This window comes from Bacillus sp. JNUCC-22 (genome assembly GCF_018861275.1).
Taxonomy (GTDB): domain Bacteria; phylum Bacillota; class Bacilli; order Bacillales; family Bacillaceae; genus Bacillus; species Bacillus velezensis.
Map to the genome: position 1 here is coordinate 476,023 of NZ_CP076408.1, position 26,254 is coordinate 502,276.

General features: G+C 41.4%; 31 protein-coding genes, 7 tRNA genes and 2 pseudogenes. 33 read left to right on the plus strand and 7 right to left on the minus strand.

The annotated features are described in order from the left end of the window. Positions 1 to 72 precede the first annotated feature (72 nt). Positions 73 to 552, plus strand: coding sequence for a PH domain-containing protein (locus JNUCC22_RS02425; protein ID WP_216062105.1), 480 nt, complete (start codon positions 73 to 75; stop codon positions 550 to 552). Beyond that, on the plus strand, positions 542 to 2,008 hold the full coding sequence (locus JNUCC22_RS02430; RefSeq protein ID WP_031378638.1) for a PH domain-containing protein: 1,467 nt from the start codon (positions 542 to 544) through the stop codon (positions 2,006 to 2,008). The genes JNUCC22_RS02425 and JNUCC22_RS02430 overlap by 11 nt, the downstream gene beginning before the upstream one ends. Here the strand turns inward: JNUCC22_RS02430 and JNUCC22_RS02435 are convergent. Continuing rightward, positions 2,005 to 2,604, minus strand: a complete 600-nt coding sequence (locus tag JNUCC22_RS02435; RefSeq protein WP_003156193.1) for a rhomboid family intramembrane serine protease — start codon at positions 2,602 to 2,604, stop codon at positions 2,005 to 2,007. The genes JNUCC22_RS02430 and JNUCC22_RS02435 overlap by 4 nt on opposite strands. Before the next feature lie 92 nt (positions 2,605 to 2,696). Here JNUCC22_RS02435 and acpS point away from each other — a divergent pair, with 92 nt between their 5' ends. The 14 genes from acpS (at position 2,697) to JNUCC22_RS02505 (ending at position 13,469) form a co-directional block, all read left to right on the plus strand. After that, a complete protein-coding gene (gene acpS / locus JNUCC22_RS02440) occupies positions 2,697 to 3,062 on the plus strand; it encodes a holo-ACP synthase (protein ID WP_007410229.1) in 366 nt (121 codons plus the stop codon). 164 nt (positions 3,063 to 3,226) lie between these two features. Beyond that, positions 3,227 to 4,234, plus strand: coding sequence for a LolA family protein (locus tag JNUCC22_RS02445; protein ID WP_007410230.1), 1,008 nt, complete (start codon positions 3,227 to 3,229; stop codon positions 4,232 to 4,234). A 116-nt stretch (positions 4,235 to 4,350) separates the two neighbouring features. Next, positions 4,351 to 5,520: an alanine racemase gene (gene alr / locus JNUCC22_RS02450; RefSeq protein WP_216062106.1), complete on the plus strand. Its 1,170-nt coding sequence runs from the start codon at positions 4,351 to 4,353 to the stop codon at positions 5,518 to 5,520. Between the two features lie 119 nt (positions 5,521 to 5,639). Further along, the gene (gene endB / locus JNUCC22_RS02455; RefSeq protein ID WP_003156188.1) at positions 5,640 to 5,921 is read left to right on the plus strand and encodes a type II toxin-antitoxin system antitoxin EndoAI; all 282 of its coding nucleotides are present in this window, start codon (positions 5,640 to 5,642) and stop codon (positions 5,919 to 5,921) included. 5 nt (positions 5,922 to 5,926) lie between these two features. Continuing rightward, positions 5,927 to 6,277 (plus strand): type II toxin-antitoxin system endoribonuclease NdoA, encoded by a 351-nt coding sequence (ndoA, locus tag JNUCC22_RS02460; protein ID WP_003156187.1) that lies wholly within the window; start codon positions 5,927 to 5,929, stop codon positions 6,275 to 6,277. 117 nt (positions 6,278 to 6,394) lie between these two features. Beyond that, positions 6,395 to 7,216 (plus strand): STAS domain-containing protein, encoded by an 822-nt coding sequence (locus JNUCC22_RS02465; protein WP_003156182.1) that lies wholly within the window; start codon positions 6,395 to 6,397, stop codon positions 7,214 to 7,216. A gap of 4 nt (positions 7,217 to 7,220) precedes the next feature. Further along, complete coding sequence (gene rsbS, locus JNUCC22_RS02470; protein ID WP_003156180.1) at positions 7,221 to 7,586, plus strand: RsbT antagonist protein RsbS; 366 nt, start codon at positions 7,221 to 7,223, stop codon at positions 7,584 to 7,586. A 2-nt stretch (positions 7,587 to 7,588) separates the two neighbouring features. After that, entirely contained in the window at positions 7,589 to 7,990 is a 402-nt protein-coding gene (locus JNUCC22_RS02475; RefSeq protein WP_003156178.1) for an anti-sigma regulatory factor, read from the plus strand. Between the two features lie 11 nt (positions 7,991 to 8,001). Continuing rightward, positions 8,002 to 9,009: a PP2C family protein-serine/threonine phosphatase gene (locus tag JNUCC22_RS02480; RefSeq protein WP_007410233.1), complete on the plus strand. Its 1,008-nt coding sequence runs from the start codon at positions 8,002 to 8,004 to the stop codon at positions 9,007 to 9,009. 63 nt (positions 9,010 to 9,072) lie between these two features. Then, on the plus strand, positions 9,073 to 9,402 hold the full coding sequence (gene rsbV / locus JNUCC22_RS02485; protein ID WP_003156176.1) for an anti-sigma factor antagonist RsbV: 330 nt from the start codon (positions 9,073 to 9,075) through the stop codon (positions 9,400 to 9,402). Further along, entirely contained in the window at positions 9,399 to 9,881 is a 483-nt protein-coding gene (rsbW, locus tag JNUCC22_RS02490) for an anti-sigma B factor RsbW (RefSeq protein WP_003156173.1), read from the plus strand. Before rsbV ends, rsbW begins: the two co-directional genes overlap by 4 nt. Beyond that, positions 9,847 to 10,635: an RNA polymerase sigma factor SigB gene (gene sigB, locus JNUCC22_RS02495; RefSeq protein ID WP_003156171.1), complete on the plus strand. Its 789-nt coding sequence runs from the start codon at positions 9,847 to 9,849 to the stop codon at positions 10,633 to 10,635. The genes rsbW and sigB overlap by 35 nt, the downstream gene beginning before the upstream one ends. Then, the gene (locus tag JNUCC22_RS02500) at positions 10,635 to 11,237 is read left to right on the plus strand and encodes a phosphoserine phosphatase RsbX (protein ID WP_007410234.1); all 603 of its coding nucleotides are present in this window, start codon (positions 10,635 to 10,637) and stop codon (positions 11,235 to 11,237) included. Before sigB ends, JNUCC22_RS02500 begins: the two co-directional genes overlap by 1 nt. 72 nt (positions 11,238 to 11,309) lie before the next feature. After that, entirely contained in the window at positions 11,310 to 13,469 is a 2,160-nt protein-coding gene (locus JNUCC22_RS02505) for a Tex family protein (RefSeq protein ID WP_216062107.1), read from the plus strand. Positions 13,470 to 13,478: 9 nt separating this feature from the next. On the opposite strand, the gene cmpA is transcribed toward JNUCC22_RS02505, so the two are convergent. Beyond that, positions 13,479 to 13,592 carry a cortex morphogenetic protein CmpA gene (gene cmpA, locus JNUCC22_RS02510; RefSeq protein ID WP_003156164.1) on the minus strand — a complete coding sequence of 38 codons (114 nt, stop codon included), beginning with the start codon at positions 13,590 to 13,592 and terminating at the stop codon, positions 13,479 to 13,481. A gap of 99 nt (positions 13,593 to 13,691) precedes the next feature. On the opposite strand from cmpA, the gene JNUCC22_RS02515 reads away from it, so the two are divergent. From JNUCC22_RS02515 to JNUCC22_RS02550, 8 genes are all read left to right on the plus strand, one after another. After that, a complete protein-coding gene (locus tag JNUCC22_RS02515) occupies positions 13,692 to 14,141 on the plus strand; it encodes a SprT family protein (protein ID WP_020953898.1) in 450 nt (149 codons plus the stop codon). Between the two features lie 135 nt (positions 14,142 to 14,276). Further along, positions 14,277 to 14,351: transfer RNA gene (locus JNUCC22_RS02520), tRNA-Asn, on the plus strand. Between the two features lie 3 nt (positions 14,352 to 14,354). Next, a tRNA-Ser gene (locus JNUCC22_RS02525) sits at positions 14,355 to 14,445 on the plus strand. A gap of 19 nt (positions 14,446 to 14,464) precedes the next feature. Further along, positions 14,465 to 14,539 (plus strand) — tRNA-Glu (locus JNUCC22_RS02530). 11 nt (positions 14,540 to 14,550) lie between these two features. After that, positions 14,551 to 14,625, plus strand: a tRNA-Gln gene (locus JNUCC22_RS02535). A 33-nt stretch (positions 14,626 to 14,658) separates the two neighbouring features. Next, positions 14,659 to 14,734: transfer RNA gene (locus JNUCC22_RS02540), tRNA-Lys, on the plus strand. Positions 14,735 to 14,742: 8 nt separating this feature from the next. Beyond that, positions 14,743 to 14,824: transfer RNA gene (locus JNUCC22_RS02545), tRNA-Leu, on the plus strand. Positions 14,825 to 14,892: 68 nt separating this feature from the next. Next, positions 14,893 to 14,976, plus strand: a tRNA-Leu gene (locus JNUCC22_RS02550). Between the two features lie 490 nt (positions 14,977 to 15,466). Here the strand turns inward: JNUCC22_RS02550 and JNUCC22_RS02555 are convergent. Together JNUCC22_RS02555 and JNUCC22_RS02560 are read right to left on the minus strand one after the other, a co-directional pair. Continuing rightward, positions 15,467 to 15,916 carry a hypothetical protein gene (locus JNUCC22_RS02555; protein WP_039062668.1) on the minus strand — a complete coding sequence of 150 codons (450 nt, stop codon included), beginning with the start codon at positions 15,914 to 15,916 and terminating at the stop codon, positions 15,467 to 15,469. 849 nt (positions 15,917 to 16,765) lie between these two features. Continuing rightward, positions 16,766 to 17,269, minus strand: coding sequence for an RrF2 family transcriptional regulator (locus tag JNUCC22_RS02560; RefSeq protein ID WP_004393007.1), 504 nt, complete (start codon positions 17,267 to 17,269; stop codon positions 16,766 to 16,768). 196 nt (positions 17,270 to 17,465) lie between these two features. Here JNUCC22_RS02560 and JNUCC22_RS02565 point away from each other — a divergent pair, with 196 nt between their 5' ends. From JNUCC22_RS02565 to JNUCC22_RS19600, 4 genes and pseudogenes are all read left to right on the plus strand, one after another. Further along, positions 17,466 to 18,107, plus strand: coding sequence for an FMN-dependent NADH-azoreductase (locus JNUCC22_RS02565; protein WP_150941031.1), 642 nt, complete (start codon positions 17,466 to 17,468; stop codon positions 18,105 to 18,107). Between the two features lie 8 nt (positions 18,108 to 18,115). Next, positions 18,116 to 18,262, plus strand: a complete 147-nt coding sequence (locus JNUCC22_RS02570; protein WP_119001710.1) for an NAD-dependent epimerase/dehydratase family protein — start codon at positions 18,116 to 18,118, stop codon at positions 18,260 to 18,262. A 160-nt stretch (positions 18,263 to 18,422) separates the two neighbouring features. Further along, a pseudogene (locus JNUCC22_RS02575) lies at positions 18,423 to 19,585 on the plus strand (tetratricopeptide repeat protein). Continuing rightward, the gene (locus JNUCC22_RS19600) at positions 19,542 to 19,670 is read left to right on the plus strand and encodes a hypothetical protein (protein WP_260485571.1); all 129 of its coding nucleotides are present in this window, start codon (positions 19,542 to 19,544) and stop codon (positions 19,668 to 19,670) included. Before JNUCC22_RS02575 ends, JNUCC22_RS19600 begins: the two are co-directional and overlap by 44 nt. Positions 19,671 to 19,738: 68 nt before the next feature. Here the strand turns inward: JNUCC22_RS19600 and nfsA are convergent, their stop codons facing one another. Continuing rightward, the gene (nfsA, locus tag JNUCC22_RS02580; RefSeq protein ID WP_020955362.1) at positions 19,739 to 20,479 is read right to left on the minus strand and encodes an oxygen-insensitive NADPH nitroreductase; all 741 of its coding nucleotides are present in this window, start codon (positions 20,477 to 20,479) and stop codon (positions 19,739 to 19,741) included. Between the two features lie 486 nt (positions 20,480 to 20,965). Next, positions 20,966 to 21,325, minus strand: coding sequence for a winged helix-turn-helix transcriptional regulator (locus JNUCC22_RS02585; RefSeq protein ID WP_020955363.1), 360 nt, complete (start codon positions 21,323 to 21,325; stop codon positions 20,966 to 20,968). Between the two features lie 228 nt (positions 21,326 to 21,553). Between JNUCC22_RS02585 and JNUCC22_RS02590 the strand changes: the two genes are divergently transcribed. The 3 genes from JNUCC22_RS02590 to JNUCC22_RS02600 all read left to right on the plus strand — a co-directional run bounded on the left by JNUCC22_RS02590 (position 21,554) and on the right by JNUCC22_RS02600 (position 23,480). Continuing rightward, complete coding sequence (locus tag JNUCC22_RS02590) at positions 21,554 to 22,276, plus strand: NADPH-dependent F420 reductase (protein WP_150941032.1); 723 nt, start codon at positions 21,554 to 21,556, stop codon at positions 22,274 to 22,276. Between the two features lie 361 nt (positions 22,277 to 22,637). Further along, complete coding sequence (locus JNUCC22_RS19665; protein WP_157870126.1) at positions 22,638 to 22,751, plus strand: response regulator aspartate phosphatase; 114 nt, start codon at positions 22,638 to 22,640, stop codon at positions 22,749 to 22,751. Positions 22,752 to 22,955: 204 nt separating this feature from the next. Continuing rightward, on the plus strand, positions 22,956 to 23,480 hold the full coding sequence (locus tag JNUCC22_RS02600; protein ID WP_047935320.1) for an NAD(P)H-dependent oxidoreductase: 525 nt from the start codon (positions 22,956 to 22,958) through the stop codon (positions 23,478 to 23,480). Between the two features lie 187 nt (positions 23,481 to 23,667). Here JNUCC22_RS02600 and JNUCC22_RS02605 read toward each other — a convergent pair whose 3' ends face one another. Further along, on the minus strand, positions 23,668 to 23,826 hold the full coding sequence (locus tag JNUCC22_RS02605) for an ester cyclase (protein WP_076982829.1): 159 nt from the start codon (positions 23,824 to 23,826) through the stop codon (positions 23,668 to 23,670). A 424-nt stretch (positions 23,827 to 24,250) separates the two neighbouring features. On the opposite strand from JNUCC22_RS02605, the pseudogene JNUCC22_RS19460 reads away from it, so the two are divergent. Continuing rightward, a pseudogene (locus JNUCC22_RS19460) lies at positions 24,251 to 24,668 on the plus strand (BCCT family transporter); the annotation flags it as partial. Between the two features lie 38 nt (positions 24,669 to 24,706). Next, the gene (locus JNUCC22_RS02615; RefSeq protein WP_216062108.1) at positions 24,707 to 26,110 is read left to right on the plus strand and encodes an MFS transporter; all 1,404 of its coding nucleotides are present in this window, start codon (positions 24,707 to 24,709) and stop codon (positions 26,108 to 26,110) included. Positions 26,111 to 26,254: the final 144 nt, after the last annotated feature.

Here is a 26,254-nt window from a genome sequence, read left to right on the forward strand (position 1 = left end):
ATGCCGGAAAGTGAATCTTTTTTGCAAATCAGCCGTATTTGTATGTATGATAAAAAATGGGAGGTAGGTATGTTGAGAGCACAGCCAAAAAATCGAATCAGTCCAAGCGGCTTAAAAGTCTGGCGTCTTCAGGAAATCATCCTGTCCGCCTTCTGTCTTCTGGCCGTTATAGCAGCAGCTGTTTTAAGCCATTTCATCCATTGGCCGTATTGGATCACCGGAGTCCTCGGCATCATTTGGATATTCGGTTCAGTGATATCCGTCTATGCCATACCGAAAATCAGGCACAGGATCTGGCGCTATGAAGTCCATGAAAATGAAATTGATATTCAATCCGGCATTTTTATTGTCAAACGGGTGATTGTGCCGATGGTGAGGGTGCAGCACGTAGATACTTCACAAGGCCCGCTCCTCAGAAGGTACCGTCTGGCCTCAGTCAAAATCTCCACGGCGGCAACCGTTCATTCCATTCCGGCGCTTGATATGGAGGAAGCTGACCGGCTGAGGGATTCCATTTCCCGTCTGGCAAGGGTGACGGAAGATGATGTCTGAGCCGAAACGTCTGCACCCGGCGGCCGTGATTTTGAACTTATTCCATATTATTATCGAAACCATTAAAAACATTATTCTGCCATTTTTTCTCGTCTATATTGTTAATTCCAACCACTTCATCCGCTTTTACGGAGGCATTGCGCTCGCCGTCCTGCTTATCTGGCTGATTACGGCAAGTGTGATCGAGTGGAGAAAATTTACATACCGGATTGAGGACGGAGAATTCAGAATTGAAGAAGGCTTGTTTTTTACGAAAAAGAGATACATCTCCATTGACCGGATTCAATCAATGAATACGAGTGCCGGCATCATTCAGCAGCTTTTTAAGCTTGTTAAGCTTCAAATCGAAACGGCCGGCGACGGGAAAAACGCCGAGGCTGTCTTATCCGCCATTACTGTGGAAGAGGCGGAACGGATCAGAGCGGCTGTTTTTCAGCAAAAAGCGGAGCAAGAAGAACGAGGGGAGACCGCAGCGGAGCAGGAGCCGATGCGCGGGGAAGATGTGCAATCCGTTTACCGACTGTCTGTAGGTGAGCTGCTTATGGCCGCCTCAACATCCGGGGGAATCGGTGTCATCATCTCAGCGGTATTCGCCCTCTTTTCTCAGATTGATGAAGTACTTCCGATGGACTGGCTCTATGACAGGTTTTCTTTTCTCAAGCATGCGAGCATCGGTATATACGCCGTGATCATTTTCATAGGATTGTTCATCGCCTGGCTGTTAAGCATCGCCGGTATGATGATCAAGCATGCCAACTTTAAGATAGAAAAAAAGGAACACGAATTGGTCATTACCAGAGGAATTATTGAAAAACATCAAGTGACAATCCCGCTCCGTAAAATCCAAGCCATTAAAATGAAAGAAAATGTGATCAGGCAATTATTCGGATACGCGACGGTTGCGATTGTCAGCGCCGGCAGTGCGGGGAATGAGAAAGAAGGAGCACAGACGATTCTGTTTCCGATCATCCGCAAATCAAAGCTCGGAGTGATGCTGAACGGTTTCACACCGGATTACGTGCTGGAAGAAAACCGGAATCATTTGCCGAAAAGGGCGCTGCGCCGGTATTTATTCCGATCCATAATCTTCTCGGTTTTCGTGATCATCCCGCTTTGTATTCTGTTTAAACCGTGGGGATATGCATCGCTCCTGGTGCTTCCCGTCGAACTGGTGCTTGGATATGCCTCGTTTAGGACAGCGTCATGGTGCATAAACGGCGGCAGGCTTCAGATCACCACGAGGCTGGTCGGGAAGACGACCACGATTATGCTGAGAAGAAGAATGCAGATGTTTGAAGTCAGCCGCTCCTTTCTGCAAAAAAGAAGGCGGCTCGCATCTGTGGCTACCGCAGTGAAATCAGCTCACCACATGGAACATGTCATGCTGAAGGATGTCAGCGAGGAAGATGCCGAACGCATCGGGCGCTGGTATTCATATGAAAAAGCGGACGGTTAATACCGCCGCTTTTTTTGCTGCACGCATAAAAAGGAAAGCAAAAATCCGCCTGCCAGTCCGAACAAATGCGCCATAATGTTAATATTAGAGTTGATAAACGTCGACAGCACCGCGATGATAAGCAGGGTCATAATCATTTTCGACTGATCCCGGCCGATCAGCTCCTTGCGGAAAACAGTCAAAAACACATACACGCCGAAAAGTCCGAAGATCGCGCCGGATGCGCCGACATGCACATAATCAAGCGGTTCGGCAAGATACGTGCCGATATTGCCGATGATGCCCGATGCGATGTACACAATCAGAAAACGGACTTTTCCGAGCATCTGCTCAAGCGGGGGCGCGAATAAAAAGAGAGACATGGAGTTAAACAAAAGGTGAGTGAAATTCGCGTGTAAAAACATCGGTGTCACCAGCCGCCACCATTCTCCCGAGGAAACGCCGTAATTATAGCCTGTCACAGCATCTGACCACATCATGACGGAATGAAGCGGCATACTGAAAAACAGCCACAAGAACGCCTGCAGCGCCAAGATACAGCTGACGGCCGGATAACGTCTGATAAAAGTCTGGAAATTTTCCGTTCGTATAAACATCGCAAGCCCCTTTGCATCTGATTTGTTACATATATAGTAACACGTTTATGACATAAACCGTTTTTTAGTACGGACTTTTAGGAGGAATTCACATGATTTTCGGAATCGGAATCGACATCGTTGAACTGCACAGAATTGAAAACATGCTCAGCCGGCAGGCTAGGTTTCCGCAAAGAATATTGACGGAGGCTGAATACGCCCGTTTTACATTGCTGTCGGACAAAAGGAAAATTGAATTTCTCGCGGGGAGATTTGCGGCAAAAGAAGCCTTTTCGAAAGCATACGGCACAGGTATCGGCAAAGAGCTCAGCTTTCAGGATATTGAAACCGGAAACGACAAAGCGGGAAAGCCTGTGCTGGCCTGCGCCAAGCTTGACGGCGCGGCGGTTCACGTCTCCATTACCCATACAAAAGAATACGCCGCGGCACAGGTCGTGATTGAAAGGTTGTCACGCTAGTCTGCATATTAGCCGGGACCCCTTCATATATTTGATAGTGCATTAAGGGAGACAAGTTGTTTGAGGCTTTTATGGTACGCGTCCGTCCGTTCAGGGCGTACCGTTAAAGTCAAACAAGCGATTTCTTCCCTTTACATCAATTGAGAAGAAGGGGTTGAAAAAAGGTGAGAAAAAGCTTTGTTTTGCTTTTAACGGGACTGCTTGCCGTCCTTATTCTTTCGGCCTGCGGCCAAAAATCACAGGAAGATATCGTGAACGGTTTAGATAAGAAGGCGAAAGAATACACCTCGTACAAAGCGAAAGCCAAAATGACCATTGAAACGGGGAGTGATCCGCAAGTATACAATGTGGAAATCTGGCATAAAAAACCTTCCCTGTACCGGGTCTATCTGGAAAATCCGAAAAAAGACCAAAACCAAGTCATTTTACGGAACGCCAACGGAGTCTTTGTCCTCACGCCGTCGTTAAATAAGAGCTTCAGATTCCAAAGCGACTGGCCGAATAACAGCAGCCAAGTATATTTGTTTGAGTCACTTGTAAAGGACGTGCAGCATGACAAAGACGCCGTCTATTCCGCCAAAGATAAAAAGTACACGTTTGAAACAAAAACAAACTATCAGCACAACAAAATGCTGCCGACTCAGGAAATCACTTTCAACAAAAAGGACATGAGCCCGTCGCTCGTCAAAGTCATGGATACAGACCGGAAAGTGATGGTAAAAGTCGAATTCAAAAGCTTTGAATTCAACAAGCCGTTTGATAAAGACTCTTTTGACGAGAAGAAAAATATGACGCTTTCCCAGATGGACGTCGCCACAAGCGCCAAGCCGTCTGATTCATTTGCGGTCAAAACACCGCTTCAAGTGCCGGCCGGAGTCAAAAAGCTTGAAGAGAAAGATATTTCAACGGCGGACGGCAAACGGATCGTCATGACTTACGGCGGAGAAAAATCATTCACCCTTATTCAAGAAAAAGCCCATATCGCAAAAGCCGCCTCTGCCGTCACGCTGAAAGGCGAACCGGTTAATCTCGGCTTCACGGTTGCGGCATTATCTGATACGTCTTTAACGTGGACATATGACGGAGTGGATTATCTTCTGTCATCACAGGATCTTACAAAAGATGAAATGGTGGCCGCCGCCAAAAGCATGCAGGGACAGTCGTCAAAATAACGTCAAAAAAGAGGCCGCCGCTGTCGGTCTCTTTTTTGATTCCATTTCACTTTGCAGAATAATTTTAGTATGATAATAACAATATGAATTGAAAATAATGCTAGGAAGTGTATCGAATGAACACAGCATCCTTTTACAGAGAAACGTGGGCGGAAATCAACCTGTCCGCGATTAAAGAAAATGTCACGCATATGAAAAAACACATCGGGCAAAACGTCCATCTCATGGCGGTTGTAAAGGCGAACGCTTACGGCCACGGAGATTTGGAAGTTGGGAAAGCCGCGCTTGAAGCGGGTGCCTCTTGTCTTGCCGTAGCCATACTGGATGAAGCGATTTCATTGAGAAAACGGGGCATTACAGCGCCGATTCTCGTGCTTGGCGCCGTGCCGCCCGAATATGTACAAGCAGCTGCCGAGTATGACGTAACACTCACGGGGTATTCTGTTGAATGGCTTCAGGAAGCTGCGCGCCACCTCGGAAGTGAAACAGTGCCGTTTCATCTGAAAGTCGACACCGGCATGAACAGACTCGGAGTCAAAACGGAGGAAGAAATCCAAAGCGTGTTAAAAATCCTCAGCCAAAATCCCGGTTTAGTCTGTAAAGGCGTATTCACCCACTTTGCTACCGCGGATGAGAAAAACAGAGATTATTTCCTCTTCCAGTTTGACCGCTTTAAAACATTGATCGCTCCGCTCCCTTTAAAAGAATTGATGGTGCACTGCGCGAACAGCGCTGCCGGACTTCGTCTTAAAAAGGGCTTCTTTAACGCGGTTCGTTTCGGCATCAGTATGTACGGGCTTCGTCCTTCTGCTGACATCCAAAGCGAAATTCCGTTTCAATTAAAGCCGGCTTTTGCGCTGCACTCTGTTTTATCCCATGTGAAAAAGATCCGCAAAGGGGAAAGCGTCAGCTACGGCGCAACATATACGGCAGAGAAGGATCAATGGATCGGAACGGTTCCCATCGGCTATGCGGACGGGTGGCTCCGCAAGCTGAGCGGCACGTCTGTGCTGATCGGCGGCAAACGGATGAATATCGCGGGAAGAATCTGCATGGATCAATTGATGGTCGAATTAGATCAATCTTATCCGCCGGGCACCAAAGTCACCCTGATCGGCAGCCAGAAGGAAGAAACGATCACGATGGATGAAATCGCCGGGCGGCTTGGGACGATTAATTACGAGGTCCCTTGTACCATTAGTTCCCGCGTTCCCCGTATGTTTTTGGAAAATGAGAGTATAATGGAAGTAAGAAATCCTTTACTGCAAGATAATACAAGCAAGTAGCCGCCATCCGGAAAAAGAGAATTTATAAAACAGCTTTGCTTGACGTTTGAATAATGGTATCATTATGTCTGGATGGATGTATTGGTCGTATCCGTAAGTTTGGTGGAGGTGTATGTTTTTTGTCTGAATCCAGCGCAAGAACCGAAATGAAAATCAGCTTGCCTGAAAACTTAGTAGCTGAATTGGATGGTGTAGCGATGCGGGAGAAACGAAGCAGAAACGAACTGATATCACAAGCAGTGAGAGCGTATGTCAGCGAACGGACAACTCGCCATAACCGTGATTTGATGAGACGCGGGTATATGGAAATGGCGAAAATCAACTTGAATATCTCTTCTGAGGCTCACTATGCTGAGTGCGAAGCAGAAACGACCGTTGAGCGCTTAGTCAGCGGAGGATAATCATTTTGATTGTAAAGCGCGGCGATGTTTATTTTGCTGATTTATCTCCTGTTGTTGGCTCAGAGCAAGGCGGCGTACGCCCGGTTTTAGTGATCCAAAATGATATCGGAAATCGCTTTAGCCCGACTGCTATTGTTGCAGCCATAACAGCCCAAATACAGAAAGCGAAATTACCAACCCACGTCGAAATTGATGCAAAACGCTACGGTTTTGAAAGAGATTCCGTTATTTTGCTGGAGCAAATTCGGACGATTGACAAGCAAAGATTAACGGATAAAATAACTCATCTGGATGATGAAATGATGGATAAGGTTGATGAAGCCCTGCAAATCAGTTTGGCACTCATTGATTTTTAGTCATATTTTGGTTGCTCATATAGAGCAACTTTTTTTGTTTTCGAAAAACATAAGCGCTATAATAAAGAGATAATCAAACAAAATTTGTTGTTTTGTGTCGGGAGGTCAGTGAAACCCATGTCGAATCAGAAAGTGTATCAGTTCATCATTGATCAGCATGATGAACTGCTTGATACTTGGACAGCCAAACTAAAAGAAGTAGGCAATCAGGAAGACTATCAGCTTACGAATCACATATGTGAAAATATTTGTAAAGACTATATAGACATTCTTTTATTATCGACTAAAAATGACGAGGCTACGGAAGAGCAGATCAGTGAACTCGCACTGCGCGCCGTTCAGCTCGGCCTGTCACTGAAACTTCTTTCAGCCACCCTGTCAGAGTTTTGGAAACTGCTTTACGAAACGATGGTCGACCTTAATATGGCCGATCAGGACAGAGCAGATTTGATTTTGGAAATAGACAGCTTTTTCAATCCGATCAACACGGAAATCTTAAATCAGTATTCTATCTCCTGGGAAAAAACGGTTACTTTGCAAAAAATCGCGCTTCAGGAATTGTCGGCTCCGCTGATCCCGGTATTTGAGCATGTAACGGTCATGCCGCTTGTCGGGACGATTGATACGGAGCGTGCAAAGCATATTATGGAAAATCTGTTAAACGGCGTCGTAAAGCACCGTTCACAGGTTGTATTAATTGATATCACGGGCGTGCCGGTCGTTGATACGATGGTGGCGCACCATATTATTCAGGCATCGGAAGCGGTGCGGCTTGTCGGCGCGAAATGCCTGCTCGTCGGAATCCGTCCGGAAATCGCGCAGACGATCGTTAATCTGGGAATTGATTTGTCGCAGGTTATTACGAAGAATACCCTTCAAAAAGGAATTCAAACAGCGCTTGAAATGACAAATCGAAAAATCGTTTCATTGGGGGAATAACATTGTGAGACATCCAAAAATCCCGATCCTGAAACTGTATAACTGCTTATTGGTATCCATCCAATGGGAACTTGACGACCAGACAGCTTTGCATTTTCAAGAAGATCTGCTGAACAAAATCTATGAAACCGGCGCAAACGGGGTCGTCATTGACCTGACATCCGTTGACATGATCGATTCATTTATCGCGAAAGTGCTCGGCGATGTCATCACCATGTCTAAATTGATGGGCGCAAAGGTCGTATTGACGGGAATTCAGCCGGCTGTGGCGGTCACATTGATTGAACTCGGAATCTCACTTGAGGAAATTGAAACGGCGCTCGATTTAGAGCAAGGGCTTGAGACATTGAAGCGGGAATTGGGGGAATAGCGATGAACGACCAATCCTGTGTGAAAATCATGACAGAATGGGATATCGTAGCCGCCAGACAGCTTGGCCGCAACGTTGCGAAGGAATTAGGCTTCGGTACGGTGGACCAGGCCAGAATCACGACGGCTATCTCAGAATTGGCCAGAAACATTTACTTATATGCAGGCAAAGGCCAGGTCAGCATAGAACAAGTAAACGACAGAGGGAAAAAAGGCCTTAAAATTATAGCAGAAGACAAAGGACCCGGAATCCCCGACATCCGTAAAGTGATGGAAGACGGCTTTTCAACGTCAGGCGGACTGGGAGCGGGACTTCCGGGCGTCAAAAGGCTGATGGACGAATTCAGCCTGCAATCTGTTGCAGAGGAAGGAACAGAGATTCAAGCCGTGAAATGGCTTCGGTAGGAGGTTAGAACGTGGATTTCAGGGAGGTTATAGAGCAGCGGTATCATCAGCTGCTTAGCCGATATATAGCCGAATTAACAGAAACATCTTTATATCAAGCCCAAAAATTCAGCCGAAAAACGATTGAACATCAGGTTCCTCCGGAGGAGATTATCAGTATCCACCGAAAAGTAGTAAAGGAACTGTATCCGGATCTGCCGGAAGATGTTTTTCATTCGCTGGATTTTTTAATAGAAGTCATGATTGGCTACGGGATGGCTTATCAGGAACATCAAAGTCTGAGAGATATCCAGCAGGAGCTTCGTTCAGAAATTGAAATTGCCGCAAATGTTCAGCAGACGCTGCTTGGCACAAAAATTCCTGAAGAAGAAGATCTGGATATCGGGGCGATCAGCGTCCCCGCCAAACAGATGAGCGGGGATTATTATCACTTTGTCAAAGACAAGGAATCGATTAACATCGCGATAGCCGATGTCATCGGAAAAGGAATACCCGCCGCATTGTGCATGTCGATGATCAAGTATGCCATGGACTCTCTTCCGGAGATCGGCATTCACCCCTCCCAAGTGCTGAAAAATCTTAACCGCGTTGTAGAACAGAACGTGGACTCAAGCATGTTTATCACCATGTTTTACGCAAACTACAATACGAAAAATCACCAATTTACATATGCCTCTGCGGGGCATGAACCGGGCTTCTACTACTCTGAAAAAGAAAAAAAGTTTTATGATCTGGAGGCAAAAGGATTGGTGCTGGGAATTTCTCAGGATTTTGATTACAGCCAATATGAACAGCACATGGACGAAGGAGACATGATCGTTCTTTTTTCTGACGGCGTCACCGAATGCCGTACCGAAAACGGTTTCTTAGAACGCAGCGACATTCAGCGCATGCTGGAAGAACATATGGACTGCTCCGCGCAGGATATGGTCAAAAACATTTACGACAGCCTGCTGAGACTCCAGGACTTTCAGCTTCATGACGATTTTACGTTAATTGTTTTGAAAAGAAAGGTTTAAAAAAACAGCAGCACGGGTAAAAAGCCATTAGCACGAGTAAGGATAACTTTCAGAGGTGATACGATGAATTTAACGGTAGATATGAAGGAGAATCTTTCAGATATACAAATCAATATCGCTGGAGAAATCGATGTATACTCAGCTCCGGTGGTTCGTGAAAAGCTGATGCCCCTGGCAAACGAGGGGAAGGACATGAGAATCTGCTTAAAAGATGTAAATTATATGGACAGTACGGGTTTAGGCGTTTTTGTAGGCGTGTTTAAAACGGTGAGCAAGGAAGGCGGCTCTCTCAAGCTTGAGAATCTTTCCGACCGGCTCGTCCGTCTGTTTGAAATTACGGGGCTTAAGGACATCATCGACATTTCGGCAAAGTCAGAAGGTGGCGTGCAATGAGTACATCAGTTGATTATATAGAGATGAAAATTCCGGCCGAACCGGAATATGTAGGAATCGTCAGGCTTACGTTATCAGGGGTCGCAAGCAGAATGGGCTATACCTATGATGACATTGAAGATTTAAAAATCGCTGTCAGCGAAGCTTGTACAAACGCTGTCCAGCATGCATACAAAGATGAAAATAAGGGAGAAGTATCCGTGCGGTTCGGTGTGTTTGAGGATCGGCTGGAGGTCATTGTCGCCGATCAGGGAGACAGCTTTGATTTTGATCAGAAGCAGCAGGATCTCGGGCCGTACACACCTTCACACACAGTCGATCAATTGTCAGAAGGAGGGCTCGGTCTGTATTTAATGGAAACGCTCATGGATGAAGTCAAAGTTCAAAGCAACTCTGGCGTAACCGTGGCGATGACAAAGTATTTAAATGGGGAGCGAGTTGATCATGGCACAACCATCAAAAACTACGAAACTAACTAAAGATGAAGTTGATCGGCTCATACGCGACTTTCAAACACATGATAATAAAGAAGCCCAGGAAACACTCGTCGAGGTGTATACCAATCTCGTCGAAATGCTGGCAAAGAAATATTCAAAAGGAAAAAGCTTTCATGAAGACCTCCGCCAGGTCGGGATGATCGGACTTCTCGGAGCCATTAAACGGTATGATCCCGAGGTCGGCAAATCCTTTGAAGCATTTGCGATTCCGACCATCATCGGCGAGATCAAACGCTTCCTCAGAGATAAAACATGGAGTGTACACGTCCCGAGACGGATTAAAGAACTCGGGCCGCGCATTAAAATGGCGGTGGATCAGCTGACGACAGAGACGCAGCGGTCGCCGAAAGTCGAAGAAATCGCAGCCTTTCTCGATGTGTCAGAAGAGGAAGTGCTTGAAACGATGGAGATGGGAAAAAGCTATCAGGCGCTGTCTGTCGATCACAGCATCGAAGCGGATGCGGACGGAAGCACCGTCACGATTTTAGATATCGTCGGTTCGCAGGAGGAAGGATACGAACGCGTCAACCAGCAGATGATGATCAAAAGCGTGCTTCATGTGCTGTCCGACCGCGAAAAACAGATTATCGATCTAACATTTGTGCAAAATAAAAGCCAAAAAGAAACAGGGGACATTCTCGGAATATCTCAAATGCACGTCTCGCGCCTGCAGCGGAAAGCGGTCAAAAAACTGAGAGAGGCCTTGATTGGAGATCCCTCCATGGAGCTAATGTAATGATTCAGGTTGAAGAAAATGAACATGTTCAAACTCTTGTATACCAATTAAATAAAGAAGGCAAGTCCATATGCGGCGACAGCTTTTTTATGAAGGCGAATGAAGAAGAATTAGTTTGCGCGGTAGCAGACGGTCTCGGCAGCGGATCTCTTGCCAACGAATCCTCGTCAGCCATTAAAGACATCGTGGAAACGTATGCGGATGAGGATGTGGAAAGCATCATTGAGCGCTGCAATCAAGCGATGAAAAACAAAAGAGGGGCGACTGCCTCCATCTTAAAAATCAATTTCATCAAAAGGGAATTGACATATTGCTCGATCGGCAACGTCCGTTTCTTCCTGCACTCCCCATCAGGCGAAGTCTTTCATCCGCTGCCGATTTCGGGTTACCTCTCAGGCAAACCGCAAAGATACAAAACGTATACGTCATCATACGAAAAAGGGGCGAGGTTCATCATCTACACGGATGGGCTTGAGGTTCCGCATATCCGCACCTGCTTAAAGCAGGGACACTCAATAGAAGATATATCAAAATCACTTCATCCGTACACAACATCCAGACGTGATGATTTGACCTATATTCTAGGGCAGCTTTTATCGTAAGGCTGCTTTTTTTATGTTCCGCCGTTTTTTGATACACTAGAGAAAGAATGAAGAGATGGAGGCTTTTGTGATATGGAAACGTTAGCCCTTTTGAAAAAACAAATTGCTGAAGAAACAGCGTTATCCCAAAAACATGTCGAAAGTGTCATCCGCCTGCTGGAAGACGGCAATACCGTCCCGTTTATTGCGCGGTACCGAAAAGAGCAGACCGGCTCAATGGACGAGGTGCAGATTCAGGCAATCTCCGAGCGGTGGCAATACATACAAAACCTGACGCAGCGGAAAGAAGAAGTCATCAGATTGATCTCTGAGCAGGACAAGCTGACGGAAGGGCTGAAGCAAAAAATCGAACAAGCGGTCAAGCTTCAGGAAGTCGAGGATTTATACCGTCCCTTCAAACAAAAACGGAAAACAAAAGCCACCGTCGCCAAAAGCAAAGGCCTTGAACCGCTTGCGGACTATATTCTGTCTCTCCCGAAAGAAAACCGCCTTCACGACATCGCTGATCAATATATCAGTGCAGAAAAAGAAGTCGCTTCAAGAGAGGAAGCCATTGAAGGCGCGAAGCACATCATAGCCGAACAAATCTCGGATGATCCTCATTTCAGAAAGTGGATCCGCCAGGAAACGTATAAAAAAGGAATTCTCACTTCCGCGGCAGGCAAGTCAGCCGCAGATGACGAGAAAAACGTCTATGAAATGTACTACGAGTACGAAGAGCCGATCCAAAAGGTCGTTCCTCACAGAGTGCTTGCGATGAAGCGCGGTGAAAAAGAAGGCATTTTAAAGATTGCGATCGAACCGCCCGCCGATCAGATAAAAGCTTATTTAGAAAAGCAAATTATCAAACACCGTGAAACACCTGTGAAAGAAACGCTGAAAGAGGCCATTGAGGACAGTTACAAGCGCCTGATCCAGCCGGCTATTGAGCGCGATATCCGCAAAGAGCTTTCAGAAAAAGCAGACACGCAGGCGATTCATATTTTCGCTGAAAACCTGCGTAAGCTCCTGCTGCAGCCGCCGATGAAGGGGAAAGTTGTGCTCGGCGTCGATCCGGCCTTCCGTACGGGGTGCAAACTGGCAGTTGTTGATGAGACGGGAAAAGTGCTGAAAATCGACGTCATTTATCCGCACGCTCCCGTAAAAAAGATAGCGGAAGCCCGAAAAAAAATCAAACAATTGCTGGACCGGTACGAAGTCGAGGTTGTGGCGATCGGAAACGGCACGGCATCACGAGAGACAGAGCAATTCGTCGTTGATGTGTTAAAAGAAACAGAGCGGGACATTTATTATGTCATCGTCAACGAGGCCGGAGCAAGCGTGTATTCCGCGTCAGAAATCGCCCGTGAGGAGTTTCCGGATTTTCAGGTCGAAGAGCGCAGCGCCGTCTCCATCGCGCGGAGGTTGCAGGACCCGCTGGCCGAGCTTGTTAAAATTGATCCTAAATCCGTCGGCGTCGGGCAATACCAGCATGATGTCAGCCAAAAGCATTTAAATGAATCACTCCGTTTTGTCGTAGAGACCGTCGTCAACCAAGTCGGGGTGAATGTCAATACAGCATCAGCCGCGCTGCTTCAATATGTAGCCGGGTTATCCAAAACCGTTGCCGGTAATATCGTTAAAAAAAGGGAAGAGCTCGGAAAATTTACAAGTCGCAAAGAGCTGAAAGAAATCCCGCGTCTCGGCGCAAAAACATATGAACAGTGCATCGGCTTTTTGAGAGTGCCCGGAGGACGGGAGCCGCTCGACCGCACCGGGATACACCCGGAAAGCTATAAAGAGACAAAGGCGCTGCTCAAAAAACTGCAGCTCACTGCGGATCAGATCGGAAGCGCGCACGTAAAAGAGAAAATCAGCGCACTGCCGCTGTCTGAAACGGCTGAAGAGCTCGGTATAGGGGAAATTACGCTTGCGGATATTTGCGGGCAGCTGACAAGGCCGGAGCGCGATCCTCGTGACGAAGTGCCGAAGCCTTTGCTGAAAAAAGACGTTCTGCAGCTTGAGGATTTAAAGGAAGGAATGGAATTGCAGGGCACCGTCCGCAACGTTGTAGACTTCGGCGCTTTCGTCGATATCGGCGTCAAGCAGGACGGGCTTGTGCACATTTCAAAACTGAGCAATCAATTCGTCAAACATCCTCTCGACGTCGTATCGGTCGGAGACATCGTCACCGTATGGGTCGAAGGGGTGGACGTGCAAAAAGGCAGAGTGTCGCTGTCTATGGTAAAATAAAAGCACTGCTTACGAGCAGTGTTTTTTTCTGTAGAAATACCAGCACTGATTCAGCAGTTTGATTTGGTAATTGTCCTTTTCTAAAAACGCTTTTTGCATTTGTTTCATCAGCCAATTCGGCATGGCTCATTCCTCCTCAGCTTTTAGTTAGAGGTCGGTTTTAACTCATTGTATGCGAACGGTGAATTGTCCCGTTCAATGTTTTTAAAGCGGGGTGCACTTATGGATAACGAACAACTTCAAAAGCTGACGGAAGACATCTCTGCACAAGATTTCGGAAAGCCGTTCCGTCACCGGGCCTTTTTCAATGACCGGCTGAAAACGACAGGCGGCCGGTACATGCTGTCTTCCCATAACATCGAATTAAACCGAAAATATCTTCTCGAACACGGGCAGAGCGAGCTGGAAGGAATCATTAAACACGAGCTGTGTCATTACCATCTTCACCTTGAAGGAAAAGGGTACAAGCACAGAGACAAAGATTTCAGAGACCTGCTTCAGAAAGTCGGAGCGCCGAGATTCTGCACGCCGCTGCAAACCAAAAAGACACAAAAGAAAACATATATGTATAGATGCGCGGCCTGCGGCCAACAGTATATAAAGAAGCGGGCAATGAATCCGGAAAGATATGCCTGCGGAAAGTGCAGAGGAAAAATCAAAAGAATTTTTTAAAAAGGCTTGACTCATTTTAATGTTCTATGTTAAATTATAAAAGTCGTTGAGAGACAACGACACTTTCTTAAAAAAATAAATGTTGCTTCTTGACACAATATGTCGCATCATTTATAATAAAGAAAGTCTGATTATTCCACAGTAGCTCAGTGGTAGAGCTATCGGCTGTTAACCGATCGGTCGCAGGTTCGAATCCTGCCTGTGGAGCCATATGGAGAAGTACTCAAGTGGCTGAAGAGGCGCCCCTGCTAAGGGTGTAGGTCGCGTAAGCGGCGCGAGGGTTCAAATCCCTCCTTCTCCGCCAGATAAGTTCTCAACCAGACGGCCCGTTGGTCAAGCGGTTAAGACACCGCCCTTTCACGGCGGTAACACGGGTTCGAATCCCGTACGGGTCACCATTTACCTTCGTTGGGCTATAGCCAAGCGGTAAGGCAACGGACTTTGACTCCGTCATGCGTTGGTTCGAATCCAGCTAGCCCAGCCATTTTATTTAAAATTTTTGAATCACTTTTAGAGCGAGCCATTAGCTCAGTTGGTAGAGCATCTGACTTTTAATCAGAGGGTCGAAGGTTCGAGTCCTTCATGGCTCACCACTTGTCACGCGGGTGTGGCGGAATTGGCAGACGCGCTAGACTTAGGATCTAGTGTCTTACGACGTGGGGGTTCGAGTCCCTTCACCCGCACTTTCTTTTCAAAGTGCTGATCATCATCACTAGCTTATATGCTTAGTGGAAAGACAGCTTCATAGCACGCGGTCGTGGCGGAATGGCAGACGCGCTAGGTTGAGGGCCTAGTGGGTGAATAACCCGTGGAGGTTCAAGTCCTCTCGGCCGCATCAATGATACCAAGGGTTTAGACACTCTTGGTATTTTTTGTTTATAGAAATTCATCTGTTACTGCCCACTTACTTATAGTAAGTCATCTAGTTTGATGCCCTTCGTTTTTTATTTTACTTATCTTGGTGAGTGGTCAAGGTCTCTTTACTCCCATTTACTGTCCAGAAAATATGAAAAAACATCAAAAAAGGTGTAAATAATGATAACGAGCGCTGTATAACCCTTAAATATAGGACATGATAATACTCGTAAGGTTGAGGGGAAAAGAGCAGGAAAAGCAGGAGAAGAAAATTGGAGAAAAGTAATTACTAATCGGTTTGATTTGCATCATATAGGATTTAATACAAAAACCTTTTATTTCTAGAAAAAGAGAAGTTGAAAAACCTGGAGTGAATTTATTTCCAAAGTATAGAAAGTAAGAAATCTTTTAAAAAACTAAAAAAAATGAAATTACGGAAAGGTAATGAGTGATTACCTTTCCGTAATTCGTTAATTATTTCTTTGAGCAATTTTATATTTCATCTTAACACTACCACCTTGAGCCGTTGGTGAAGCTGTAAATGTGTAATTGTATGTCCAACCAAACCAACCATTTTTAACCTCGGCAGAAATGTTGCCTTGCTTGCCTGGTGCGATGGTTCTTGAGACTTTTCCGTCAATTGATATTTTTATGTCATTGCTTCCGTTATTTGAAATCCAGAAGTTTACTTGTGCTCCGTCATTCTCATCTAATTCGAACTCCCGACTCCAGCTTGATTGATCAACAGAGCCTTCTGAAACCTCCCTGTCTAGAGCTTTGAATACTCCACTTGTAACTGCATAATTTTTCGACGATACACTTGTAGTCGACTCCGCAAAAGCAGGTATAGTACAAGTTCCAACAATTACACCAGCTATCAGAGTCGATGTTACTCCTTTGAAAATGGACTTAAGATTCACGATCAAGCACTCCTTTTAATTTCATTTATTATACATACATATTTCGTATGCATGATACAAATAATACCATGTAAAATAATTACAGTAAACATTCTTTTGGATAATAATGTTTGTAACTCAACTTTTGTACCCCATACATCCCAAATCAGACAAGTAAGCCTTGATATAGCTAGGTAAGTGGAATTTGCGATCTTTTATTGAGGTACTGCTACTAGCAAAGATTTTCCGATACCCGCAAAACCAAAAAACACTATCCTTTCTCTAAAGTAACGAAAAGGGTAGTGTTTTTTGTGCTATTCAAGATTAATACGTACTCTTTTTTACTCAAAATCGGACAAGTCAAGATACTACCAAAAGAAAAAACTATCGCACCTATTGGGCGAGACCACCTTACTTCTTTTGTTAGTGGTTTCTTAGATCTTAGTTGGAATTACAAATTTAAAGCTAATATTTTCAGTGATTTTTTTAAAAAAAGTAATGCCTAATTTTTGCCCAAAATTCATAAAAAAAGAAGAAAACAAGTGGAAATGTAGATAAAGAATGCTTTATTTATAAGGTTTATGTAATACATGATACGTTTTCACTATGTTGATGGCCCAGCGGGTGAGTAACCCGTGGAGGTTCAAGTCCTCTCGTCTGTAAAATAAGAAGATTGTTATTCTTTTTTATAAGGGACCATATAAATCGACGATTGATGTAGTCTCGAATATGAGTATAACATTTGCGCTTTCTTATGCAAGAGAAGCACCAATAGGTACGGCATTGTTTTTACAAATTCAAACGTCGAGATGGAAAACGAAAAAACATAATATGACTTGTAATAGCACAAAAAAGCTCTGACTAATTAATTTAGTCAGAGCTTTTTTTTATGAAGTATTCCCGAGTATCTGTCCTTGTTTTTTTAGGCAATACTACGTCCAATTCTTTATTTAACCATGCGAGCGTTTTATTACGAAGATAATTACGCATCTGTTCTTCTGCTTCAAGCATTACCAAGTTAATTGTACAAGAAGAATTGCTGGATTCACAGGAGTTGCATTTGTCTCGATAAAGCAGACCATTGCTTACAATATTTTTACATTGAAAAATGGGTTTTGGTCCTTCAACAGCCTCTATTACATCCCAAAAGGAAATATCTTCTGGGGATTTTGCTAACCTGTATCCTCCCTTTACACCGGGGACAGAATTTACAATACCAGCTTTAGATAATTTACCGAAAACTTTTGAAAGAAATGTTTCTGAAAGTCCTTGGAACTCTGCAAGGTCCCGAATCCCGACACTTTCCTTGGAGGGAACATCTATTAAATAAACCAGACAATGTAAAGCATATTCAACCCCAACACTGTACTGCATATAAACTCACCTGCTTTTGATTTTAAGGGTTATCACATTGTATCTTAGGAGTATTTTTGGTGATAGTCAATCATAAAACCCTTCTTTAGTATATGATTTGTTCCGTTTGACAAAATAAACTGCAGGGTTTATATTAAAGACCGAATTGATCGTCGATTAAATTAATCTTTAATATAAAATAAAAGGAGAGTTTTAAATGAGCAAAACACTTTTCATTAATGCACATCCAAAAGTAGATGATACGTTGTCATATAGTTTACGGGTAATGAAACACTTTTTGGAAACTTACAAAGAATTAATTCCTGAGAGTGAAGAGCTTGAGCAGATTAACTTGTATAGTGATGAAGTGCCTATGGTTGATAAAACAGTTTTAAGCGCATGGGATAAGGCTGGAAAGGGCGAAGAACTGACAAGCGATGAACAAAAAGTAACAGAACGCATGACAGAAGTATTGAAACAATTCAAAAGTGCAAAAACGTATGTCATCGTTTTGCCTTTGCATAATTTCAATATTCCATCAAAATTAAAAGACTATATGGACAATATCATGATCGCACGCGAAACATTTAAATATACTGACACTGGGTCAGTAGGTCTGCTTAAAGATGGACGAAGAATGCTTGTCATACAAGCCAGCGGATCAATTTATACAAATGATGACTGGTATGAAGAAGTTGAATACTCTAATAAATATTTGAAATCAATGTTCAATTTCCTCGGTATTGAGGATTATCAAATTATCCGAGTGCAAGGAACAGCTTTACTAAGTCCGGAGGATGTTTTACAAAAAGCAAATAAAGAAGTTGAAGAAGCTGCTTCAAGATTAGCAGGTAAATAAGGTATAGCATGAAGATCATTGTTGCTGGGGGGACTGGAGTAATTGGTCGGTCCCTTCTTCCTAAATTAATACAAAACGGCCATCAAGTATTTGCATTGACCCGAGGTAATCGGTCGAACACGTTCCTCAAAAGAATCAGTTTTAGTAAACAATGAAGTAATCTTTACACGTTAGAACATTTTCTAGCGTGTTTTGTTTTTTTTTATTTATGGATCACGTGTCAAGACACAAAAGCCTTACAATAACCGCAATAAAGACGAAAAGAATAATTTCTTCAATAGACTATTCGTACCTTTTTGCATTGGAGGAATTTGCTTGCACCGAATTATATTGGATGAAAATAGGAAAATTCCGTACGACCTAGTCACTCAAAAATTGAATGATTGGTATACTCTTATTAAAAATGATCAAGTTGAGCAGGCTGAGCATATAAGAAAAGAAGTAGAAAAAGAATTAGTGAATATGGAAGAAAATCAAGATGCTTTGTTATACTATCAATTGCTTGAATTCTGACACGAGATCATGTTGAGTTATATGGAATCAAAAAGGATTGATGATTTAGATAGTGCATATGAGACAATAAAAGAAATGGAAGAGCAGGGGCAATTAACGGGAATGCTTGAGTATTACTATTTCTTTTTTACAGGTATGTACGAATTCAGACGTAAAGAATTAACAACGGCAATAAGTGCTTATAGGATTGCTGAAACAAAACTTTCTGAAGTGGAAGATGAAATAGAAAAAGCTGAGTTTTTCTTCAAAGTTTCGTACGTTTATTATTATATGAAACAGACTTACTTTTTGATGAATTATGCTAATCGTGCTTTAAAAATATTTCAGAAGTTCGATGAATACGCTGTTCAAACATTGCGCTGTCAGTTTATAGTAGCAGGGAATTTGAAAGAGCGTTGCAACAATTTTTGAATGCATTGGAAATTGCAGAATACACTAAAATTCCTCATCTGATTGGTATGTCTTATATGAATATTGGGATTTGTTATGAAGAGTTAAAGGATTATAATAATGCTGCTATCCATTTAGGATGGTTGATAAATATTTTGAAAAATCTGAACATAGTTTTTTGACAAAAGCTTTATTTGCTATGGCTCACGTTTATGCTAAAAACCATAATTTTGATATAGATAGCTTATAATTATTTCATTAAAGGACGAAACGAAGCTGAGAATAAGAATGATAAAGAATACATCGCAAAATTTAAAATTTTAGAAGGACTTTATTTTTCAAATGGTGAATATGAATTAATTAATGAAGCATTTTTTTATCTTGCTGACAGAAAAATGTTTGCCGACATGGAGAATTTTGCAACTGAAATAGGTGATTATTTTTATCAAGCAGGGGAATTAAAACTTTCGAATGAATTTTATCGCATGAGTATTGAGGCTAGACGAAAAATAAAAAGAGGGGAGATTATTAATGAAGATCAGCCGAATTCTATTGGGAGTAATGGTGTTGAGTAGCATTTTAACGTTTGCTCACTTTGCAGGTGTGGACAGTGCTTCAAATGATGGTTTCAAAATTGCCGCAGATCGAGTTGGTGCATAAAGAGGAAGAGCGTCAAAACTCTTCCTCTTTTATTTGGATGGAATGCCGAAATTCCCTCTTGGGAAAATTTATTTTTTAGCAAATCCCTGTTTATTTAAATACTCAAGCATGAAGGGGAGTTTGCTTCTTTCGAGATGGTCTTCAATATGATCTTTCCATCCCTTTACTTTTTTCACTGTGAAAGGCGCTTTAACAGGACGATCTCGGTAGTACTCACGCATCTGTTGATCATAAGTTGCTAATTTTTCATCATCTAGTGCCTGATACTGATTATCAAACATGACCATTGATTGAGGCAAACGTGGTTTTAGTCCAGGTTTCTCTTCAGCAGGATGACCTATGCATAGCCCTACTAAAGGAACCACATGTTTTGGTAAATGTAATACCTCAGTTAATTCTGTAATATTAAGTCTTATTCCACCGATATATACACCACCGAGTCCCATTGATTCGGCTGCAGTTAAAGCATTTTGAGCCATGAGCCCAGCATCAAATGTACCTATTAATAGGTATTCAATATATTCGAGATCTACATCGGGAGCAATTTGATGATTTCGGTTAAAATCAGCACAAAAAATCCAAAACTCTGCTGCCTCTTCAATATAAGGCTGATTCGCAGAAAGCTCCATCACTTTTTTTCGAAGATGCGGATCTGTAATTCTAATGATAGAAACAGCTTGGAGAAGGCTGAAAGATGAAGTTTGATTGGCTGCCTTAAAGATTGCTTCTCGTTGCTCCTTTGTGAGAGGTTGATCTGTAAAAGACCGAATGGAAGTATGATTACAAAGTAATTCAATTGTATTATTCATATTGACATTCTTCCTTTCTTACATATTAGATTCAAGCTGATTAAGATGGATTGGCGTTATTTGTAAAAAAATAATGAAACTTGGTATACAATATGATAAAGTCATCACTCTAATTTATGAAGAGGGCAATTTAAATTGCCGTAGTACATTTTTTTGTACAATAGGAAAGAGGTCTAAATTATATAAAGGTTTTTTAAAAGAGGATAAATATAATCGAAAAACACGAAGTATGTGGGGGAACCTCGGAAAATGAAGATTTATAATATTTAGAATTATTCAATAAAAAACCCGATTCCTCTGTATTAAAATAGACAGATTGGACCTAAATTTAAAATGAACAAGTTGTAAGCTAACGCTGTCTCCTGCTTAGGATTTAGTGCTGTAATCATAGAAGGCCTCTTAACAAAAGAAAGGAATTATCCCGATGAGCTATAGGTATAATTCCTTTTTGTGAATAAATAGGTTATTTACTTTCTACTTATTATTTTACTCAGGTTTTTCCCCGAATTTTTTGCCAAAGTTCTCCATCAAATCAATTATTGGGATAAATTCGCGCCCTTTAGTTGTTAATGAATATTCAACTCGTGGAGGTACCTCAGGAAAAACCTCTCGCTTAATTAATCCATCTGTTTCTAGTTCCCTCAACTGTTTTGTTAGAGAGCCTTGTGAAATGTCCCCTAAAAAAGCTTTAATTTCGCTATAACGACGTTCTTTTGTTTTTAAAAACCAAAGAATTAAGTACTTCCAACGCCCAGAAAGCATGTTTTGGGCATAGGCAATACCATATACTTCTCTTTGTTCCTTTATACATTCTTTGTCAAATCCATCCTTACATATTCTAGACATCTTTTCACCTGCTTTCTGCTGTTATGTACAAAAAAATGTACTATGGCAATTTAAATTGCCTACTTTAAAAAGATGAGAAATGGTTTTATTCTAGTATATGTAAAGGAAATATTCAATACACATACGTTTTTCATATCTAATGGGTATATGTTTGCGATTTGGTAAACATAATTGTGTAACTTTAAGCGAAATATTCTTTTATATACAAATTCTTTAGGAGGAACAATAATGAGATTTGGAATTATAGGTGCAGGAGTAATAGGGACAAATATTTCTAAAAAATTAGTTGAGAATGGACATAATGTCAAAATTGCAGAAACCCGAGGAATTGAACATTTAAAAGGAAGAGAGCTTGATGCAACACCTGTGAATTTAGAAGATGTAATAACAAATATTGATGTTCTTATAATATCTCTCCCTTCTGTTGTAATGCCGAGCATTCGTAACATTGTAGATAAAGTTGGAGAGGAAGTAATCGTTGTAGACACTTCAAATTATTATCCTTTTAGAGACAATAAGATTGAAGAAATTGAGAACGGGATGGTTGAAAGTGTATGGGTTTCAAATCAATTAGGCAGACCTGTCATTAAAGCTTTCAACAACCAATTAGCTTATACATTGGAAAATAAAGGAGCCCCCAAAGGTGCTAGTAGTCGCATTTCCTATGCAATTGCCGGTAATGACCAAGCACATAAACAAGTAATCATGGACGTGGCAAACGAACTAGGCTTTGATGCAGTGGATAGTGGCTCTTTAAGTGATTCGTGGAGACAACAACCAGGAACTCCTGCATACTGCACAGAACTAACAAAAGAGGAACTAATGGAAGCGCTCAAAAAGGCAGATAAAGAAAAAGCCCCACTCCTACGGGATAAGGTAATAGAGAAGCTTTCAGCTGAATTATCTCATGAAGATATTGTAAATCTAAACAGAGAAATATACAATTCATAAAAACAAGAGGTGCACTCAGTTAGAGCGCACCTTTTTGTTTCGCTTAGGCTCACCATTTTTTAACCATAATTCATATAAACGTATATAAATGATGGAAAATGAAAATAGGAAATGTAATGAAAACAAGCTTTCATAATCAGTGATACGGATTTACTATGTTGAGGGCCCAGCGGGTGAATAACCCGTGGAGGTTCAAGTCCTCTCGGCCGCATCTCAATGATACCAAGGGTTTAACCACCTTTGGTATTTTTTTGTGCTTATTTTTAAATGATCTACTATCCACAAACTGCCCACTTACCTGGAGTAAGTCATCTGCAGTAGACGTCGCACAAATATTTTCATTATTTATAGATAGTTACTAATGCCTCAAGCTCCAATTTGCAAAAGTAGAGAAAGTATTACAAGCATGGAGGAAAACAAAGATGCCTTGTTATATGATCAGCTATTAGAATTTAGACACGAGATAATAGGGTAGGGGCATAAGGGTACTGAAAAGGCTTAATCTTTTTTAAAAGGTTAAGCCTTTTTTTGGCTATAAATGTAATCGGTGTCCAATAGTTGCCCTGAATTCATGAAAAAGGATAAAATAGGTGTAAATAAGTTGTAATTTTAAAATTAGAATCAAATCCTTATCACAAAAGCAATAATAACTAATCGGCGAAGAAAGGATAACAGTCAAATGAAAACATTAGTTATCGTTATACACCCTAATTTGGAAACGTCTGTTGTCAACAAAACCTGGATGAATCGTTTAAAGCAAGAGAATGACATTACGGTTCATGACCTGTACGGTGAATACCCTAATTTTATCATTGATGTAGAAAAAGAGCAGCAGCTCCTGTTAGATCATGAGCGTATCGTTTTTCAGTTCCCAATGTATTGGTACAGCAGTCCCGCGTTACTCAAACAATGGGAAGATGATGTGTTAACACATGGCTGGGCTTATGGAACTGGAGGTACTAAATTGCATGGAAAAGAACTGCTCTTAGCGATCTCTTTAGGCGCACAGGAATCTGATTATCAAGCAGGCGGAGAATATAATATCACGCTCAGCGAGCTTATCAGACCGTTTCAAGTCACTGCTAACTATATAGGAATGCGTTTTCTTCCTGCCTTTACACAATATGGGACACTTCACCTTTCAAAAGAAGATGTTAAGAACAGTGCGGAGAAATTGGTTAACTATCTTAAAGCTGAGCATTGATCCGGTATTCGCGAGGGAAGCTGAAATAAATGATGTGTTGTGAAAATAAGGATTTGTGATAGATGTTAATTAAACTTTATTTCAAAGTTACATCGACTGAATGCAGGAGGGCATAGAGCGAGGACTTAATTATAAAAAAAGAGACCAAGTTATTCACCTGGTCTCTCACTATTTCAACTTTTTACTGTTAATTAACGCCAAGCTGACGGAGAATATCATGCACATCCACATGAGATCTATGTTCAATAATTTTACCGTCAACAATACGTAACAACATCATAAGAGAGAATTTAACGCTTTTTCCTAAATTCAATTGTCGGTGATTGGCCTGTTTAAATGCATCCATTATTTCATACCTGGTGCTACTTATTTCTGTTGTAGTCTGTATACTGATTAATAGGTAAAGAAAGTCGAAAAGGTATACAAAATTCTTCATACAAATTAAAGTTTTGAATGAAAGAGCAGGATTACTCCTGCTCTTTTTCTTTCTAATTGGGCTGGATTAAACGCAGACGGTTATTCCTTGGGAAGAACAAAAAAATTTCTTCTATCCATTGACTAGCTGGGCTTTAGCCGGGTTTCTATCACCCTGTTGAGCTTGTCAGATTTTAAAAAGATATGATACGTTTATAGTGTTTTGTTTCACCTGATTGTGGGGTAATAAAGATAGAATCAGTAAATAATTCTTAGGAACGACATCAATCTTATAATAAACATATTGGAAGACGTAATGGAAGAACTAAAATAAAGGTTTAGGATACTTTGAAGAAATAAAAGTTTTTTTTGATTGTGATAATATTCACAATAGATCTGTATGAAGGGGAATCATTTCTCCAAATAGTCTGCAGAAAATACCAACCACAGCCCAAGGATATATCACTAACCGCTTTGGCTGGTATTATTTGTTGGATGTTTCTCTTTTTGTTGCTTTTTGTATTATTTTTAGTCCAATCGGCAAAAATAAGTTAAGGAAACCAGCGAAAAAACTGAATTTCATCCTTCTTTCCTGGTTTACAATGTTATTTGGCGCTGATATGGATATTAGTCTAGTCTTTTAAGGTACAGTTGAACCAATCATCCACTATGCCGTTAGCTCTCCATCAGGTGAAACAGAAACCCCCAGACTTTTAGAGAAGCATTACGCTATACATTCTGGGACTGCATGCTTGGACCGTTTATACACTTGTATAATGTGGATTTGATAATCAAGGAGTCGATATTATTAAATGAAGTTTAACAAGAAAAAAATTAACGTTGTAGACATTCAAAAAGCGAAGAAAAGCGTGTTTGCTACAGGGATAGGAAACGCGATGGAATGGTTTGATTTTGCTTTATATTCTTATTTGGCAGTTATTATTAGTAAAAACTTTTTCAGTCCAGTTCAAAACGATGAATTAAAGTTAATATTTACTTTTGCTACATTTGCAATTGCCTTCTTACTTAGACCGGTAGGCGGAATTATTTTTGGTAAAATGGGTGATAAATTTGGTCGGAAAATAGTATTAACAATTACTATTTTAATGATGGCTTTATCTACTTTAATAATTGGTGTGCTTCCTACCTATGAACAGATTGGTGTATGGGCCCCTGTATTATTACTCTTAGCTCGTATTCTGCAAGGTTTTTCTGTGGGTGGAGAGTACGCTGGTGCAATGGTATATATCGCAGAATCTTCTCCAGATAATAAGCGTATAAGGTTAGGCAGCGGTTTAGAAATCGGCACATTATCTGGTTATATAGTAGCTTCTGTTTTAGTTACAGTACTTTTCTGGACTTTATCTGATGTTCAAATGAATAGTTGGGGATGGAGAATTCCTTTCTTCTTAAGTATTCCAATAGGATTATTTGGTTTATATTTGAGAAGTCATTTAGATGAATCACCAATTTTTGAAAATGACATCTCTGAAAGCCAAGAACAACAACCAGGTTTATTAGAAGTCATTAAAACATATAAAAAAGATATCTTTTTATGTATCGTATTTGTGGCATTTTTCAATATAACCAATTACCTATTGTTAGGTTATATGCCTTCTTATTTAGATGAGAACCTTGGTATAAGTGATAATATAAGTACACCGGTTACAGCAATTGTATTGATTATTATGGTACCGTTCGCTTTAACTTTTGGTAAATTGGGAGATAAATTAGGAAATAAAAAAGTTATAACAATTGGATTAGTATTAGGAATTGTATTTTCGATTATCTCTTTTCAATTTCTTAATATGGGGAATATAACATTCTTATTTATAGGACTTTTAATGTTAGGTATTGTATTATCTGTATACGAAGGTACTATGCCAGGATCTTTACCTACGTTGTTCCATACGGACATTAGATATCGTACATTATCCTGGACATTCAACTTATCAGTTTCTATTTTTGGTGGAACAACACCTTTAGTTGCTTCTTGGTTAACCCATGTGACAAGAAACAATTTGGCGCCGGGTTTCTATTTATTAGCAGTTAGTTTAATTGGCTTAATAGTTGTGTTAACCTTATTTAAAGATACTTCAGGTAAATCTTTAAAAGGTTCTTACCCAACAGTTGCTTCTAAAGCTGAGTTTCAAGAAGCTGTTGAAAATCCAAAAGATTCACTGTGGTGGAAAATGGAACAAACAGAAAAGGAATGAAAAAAACATCCATTTAATTGACCGGCTACTCGAAATACAGACTCAGAATAAGCTGGGATTATCCGAGCAGCAATGACTGCAGCTCTTTTATATTCTGGAGGGCTTACTGCTTTGCAAAAGCAGCGTTGCTATTCTCGATCGTCA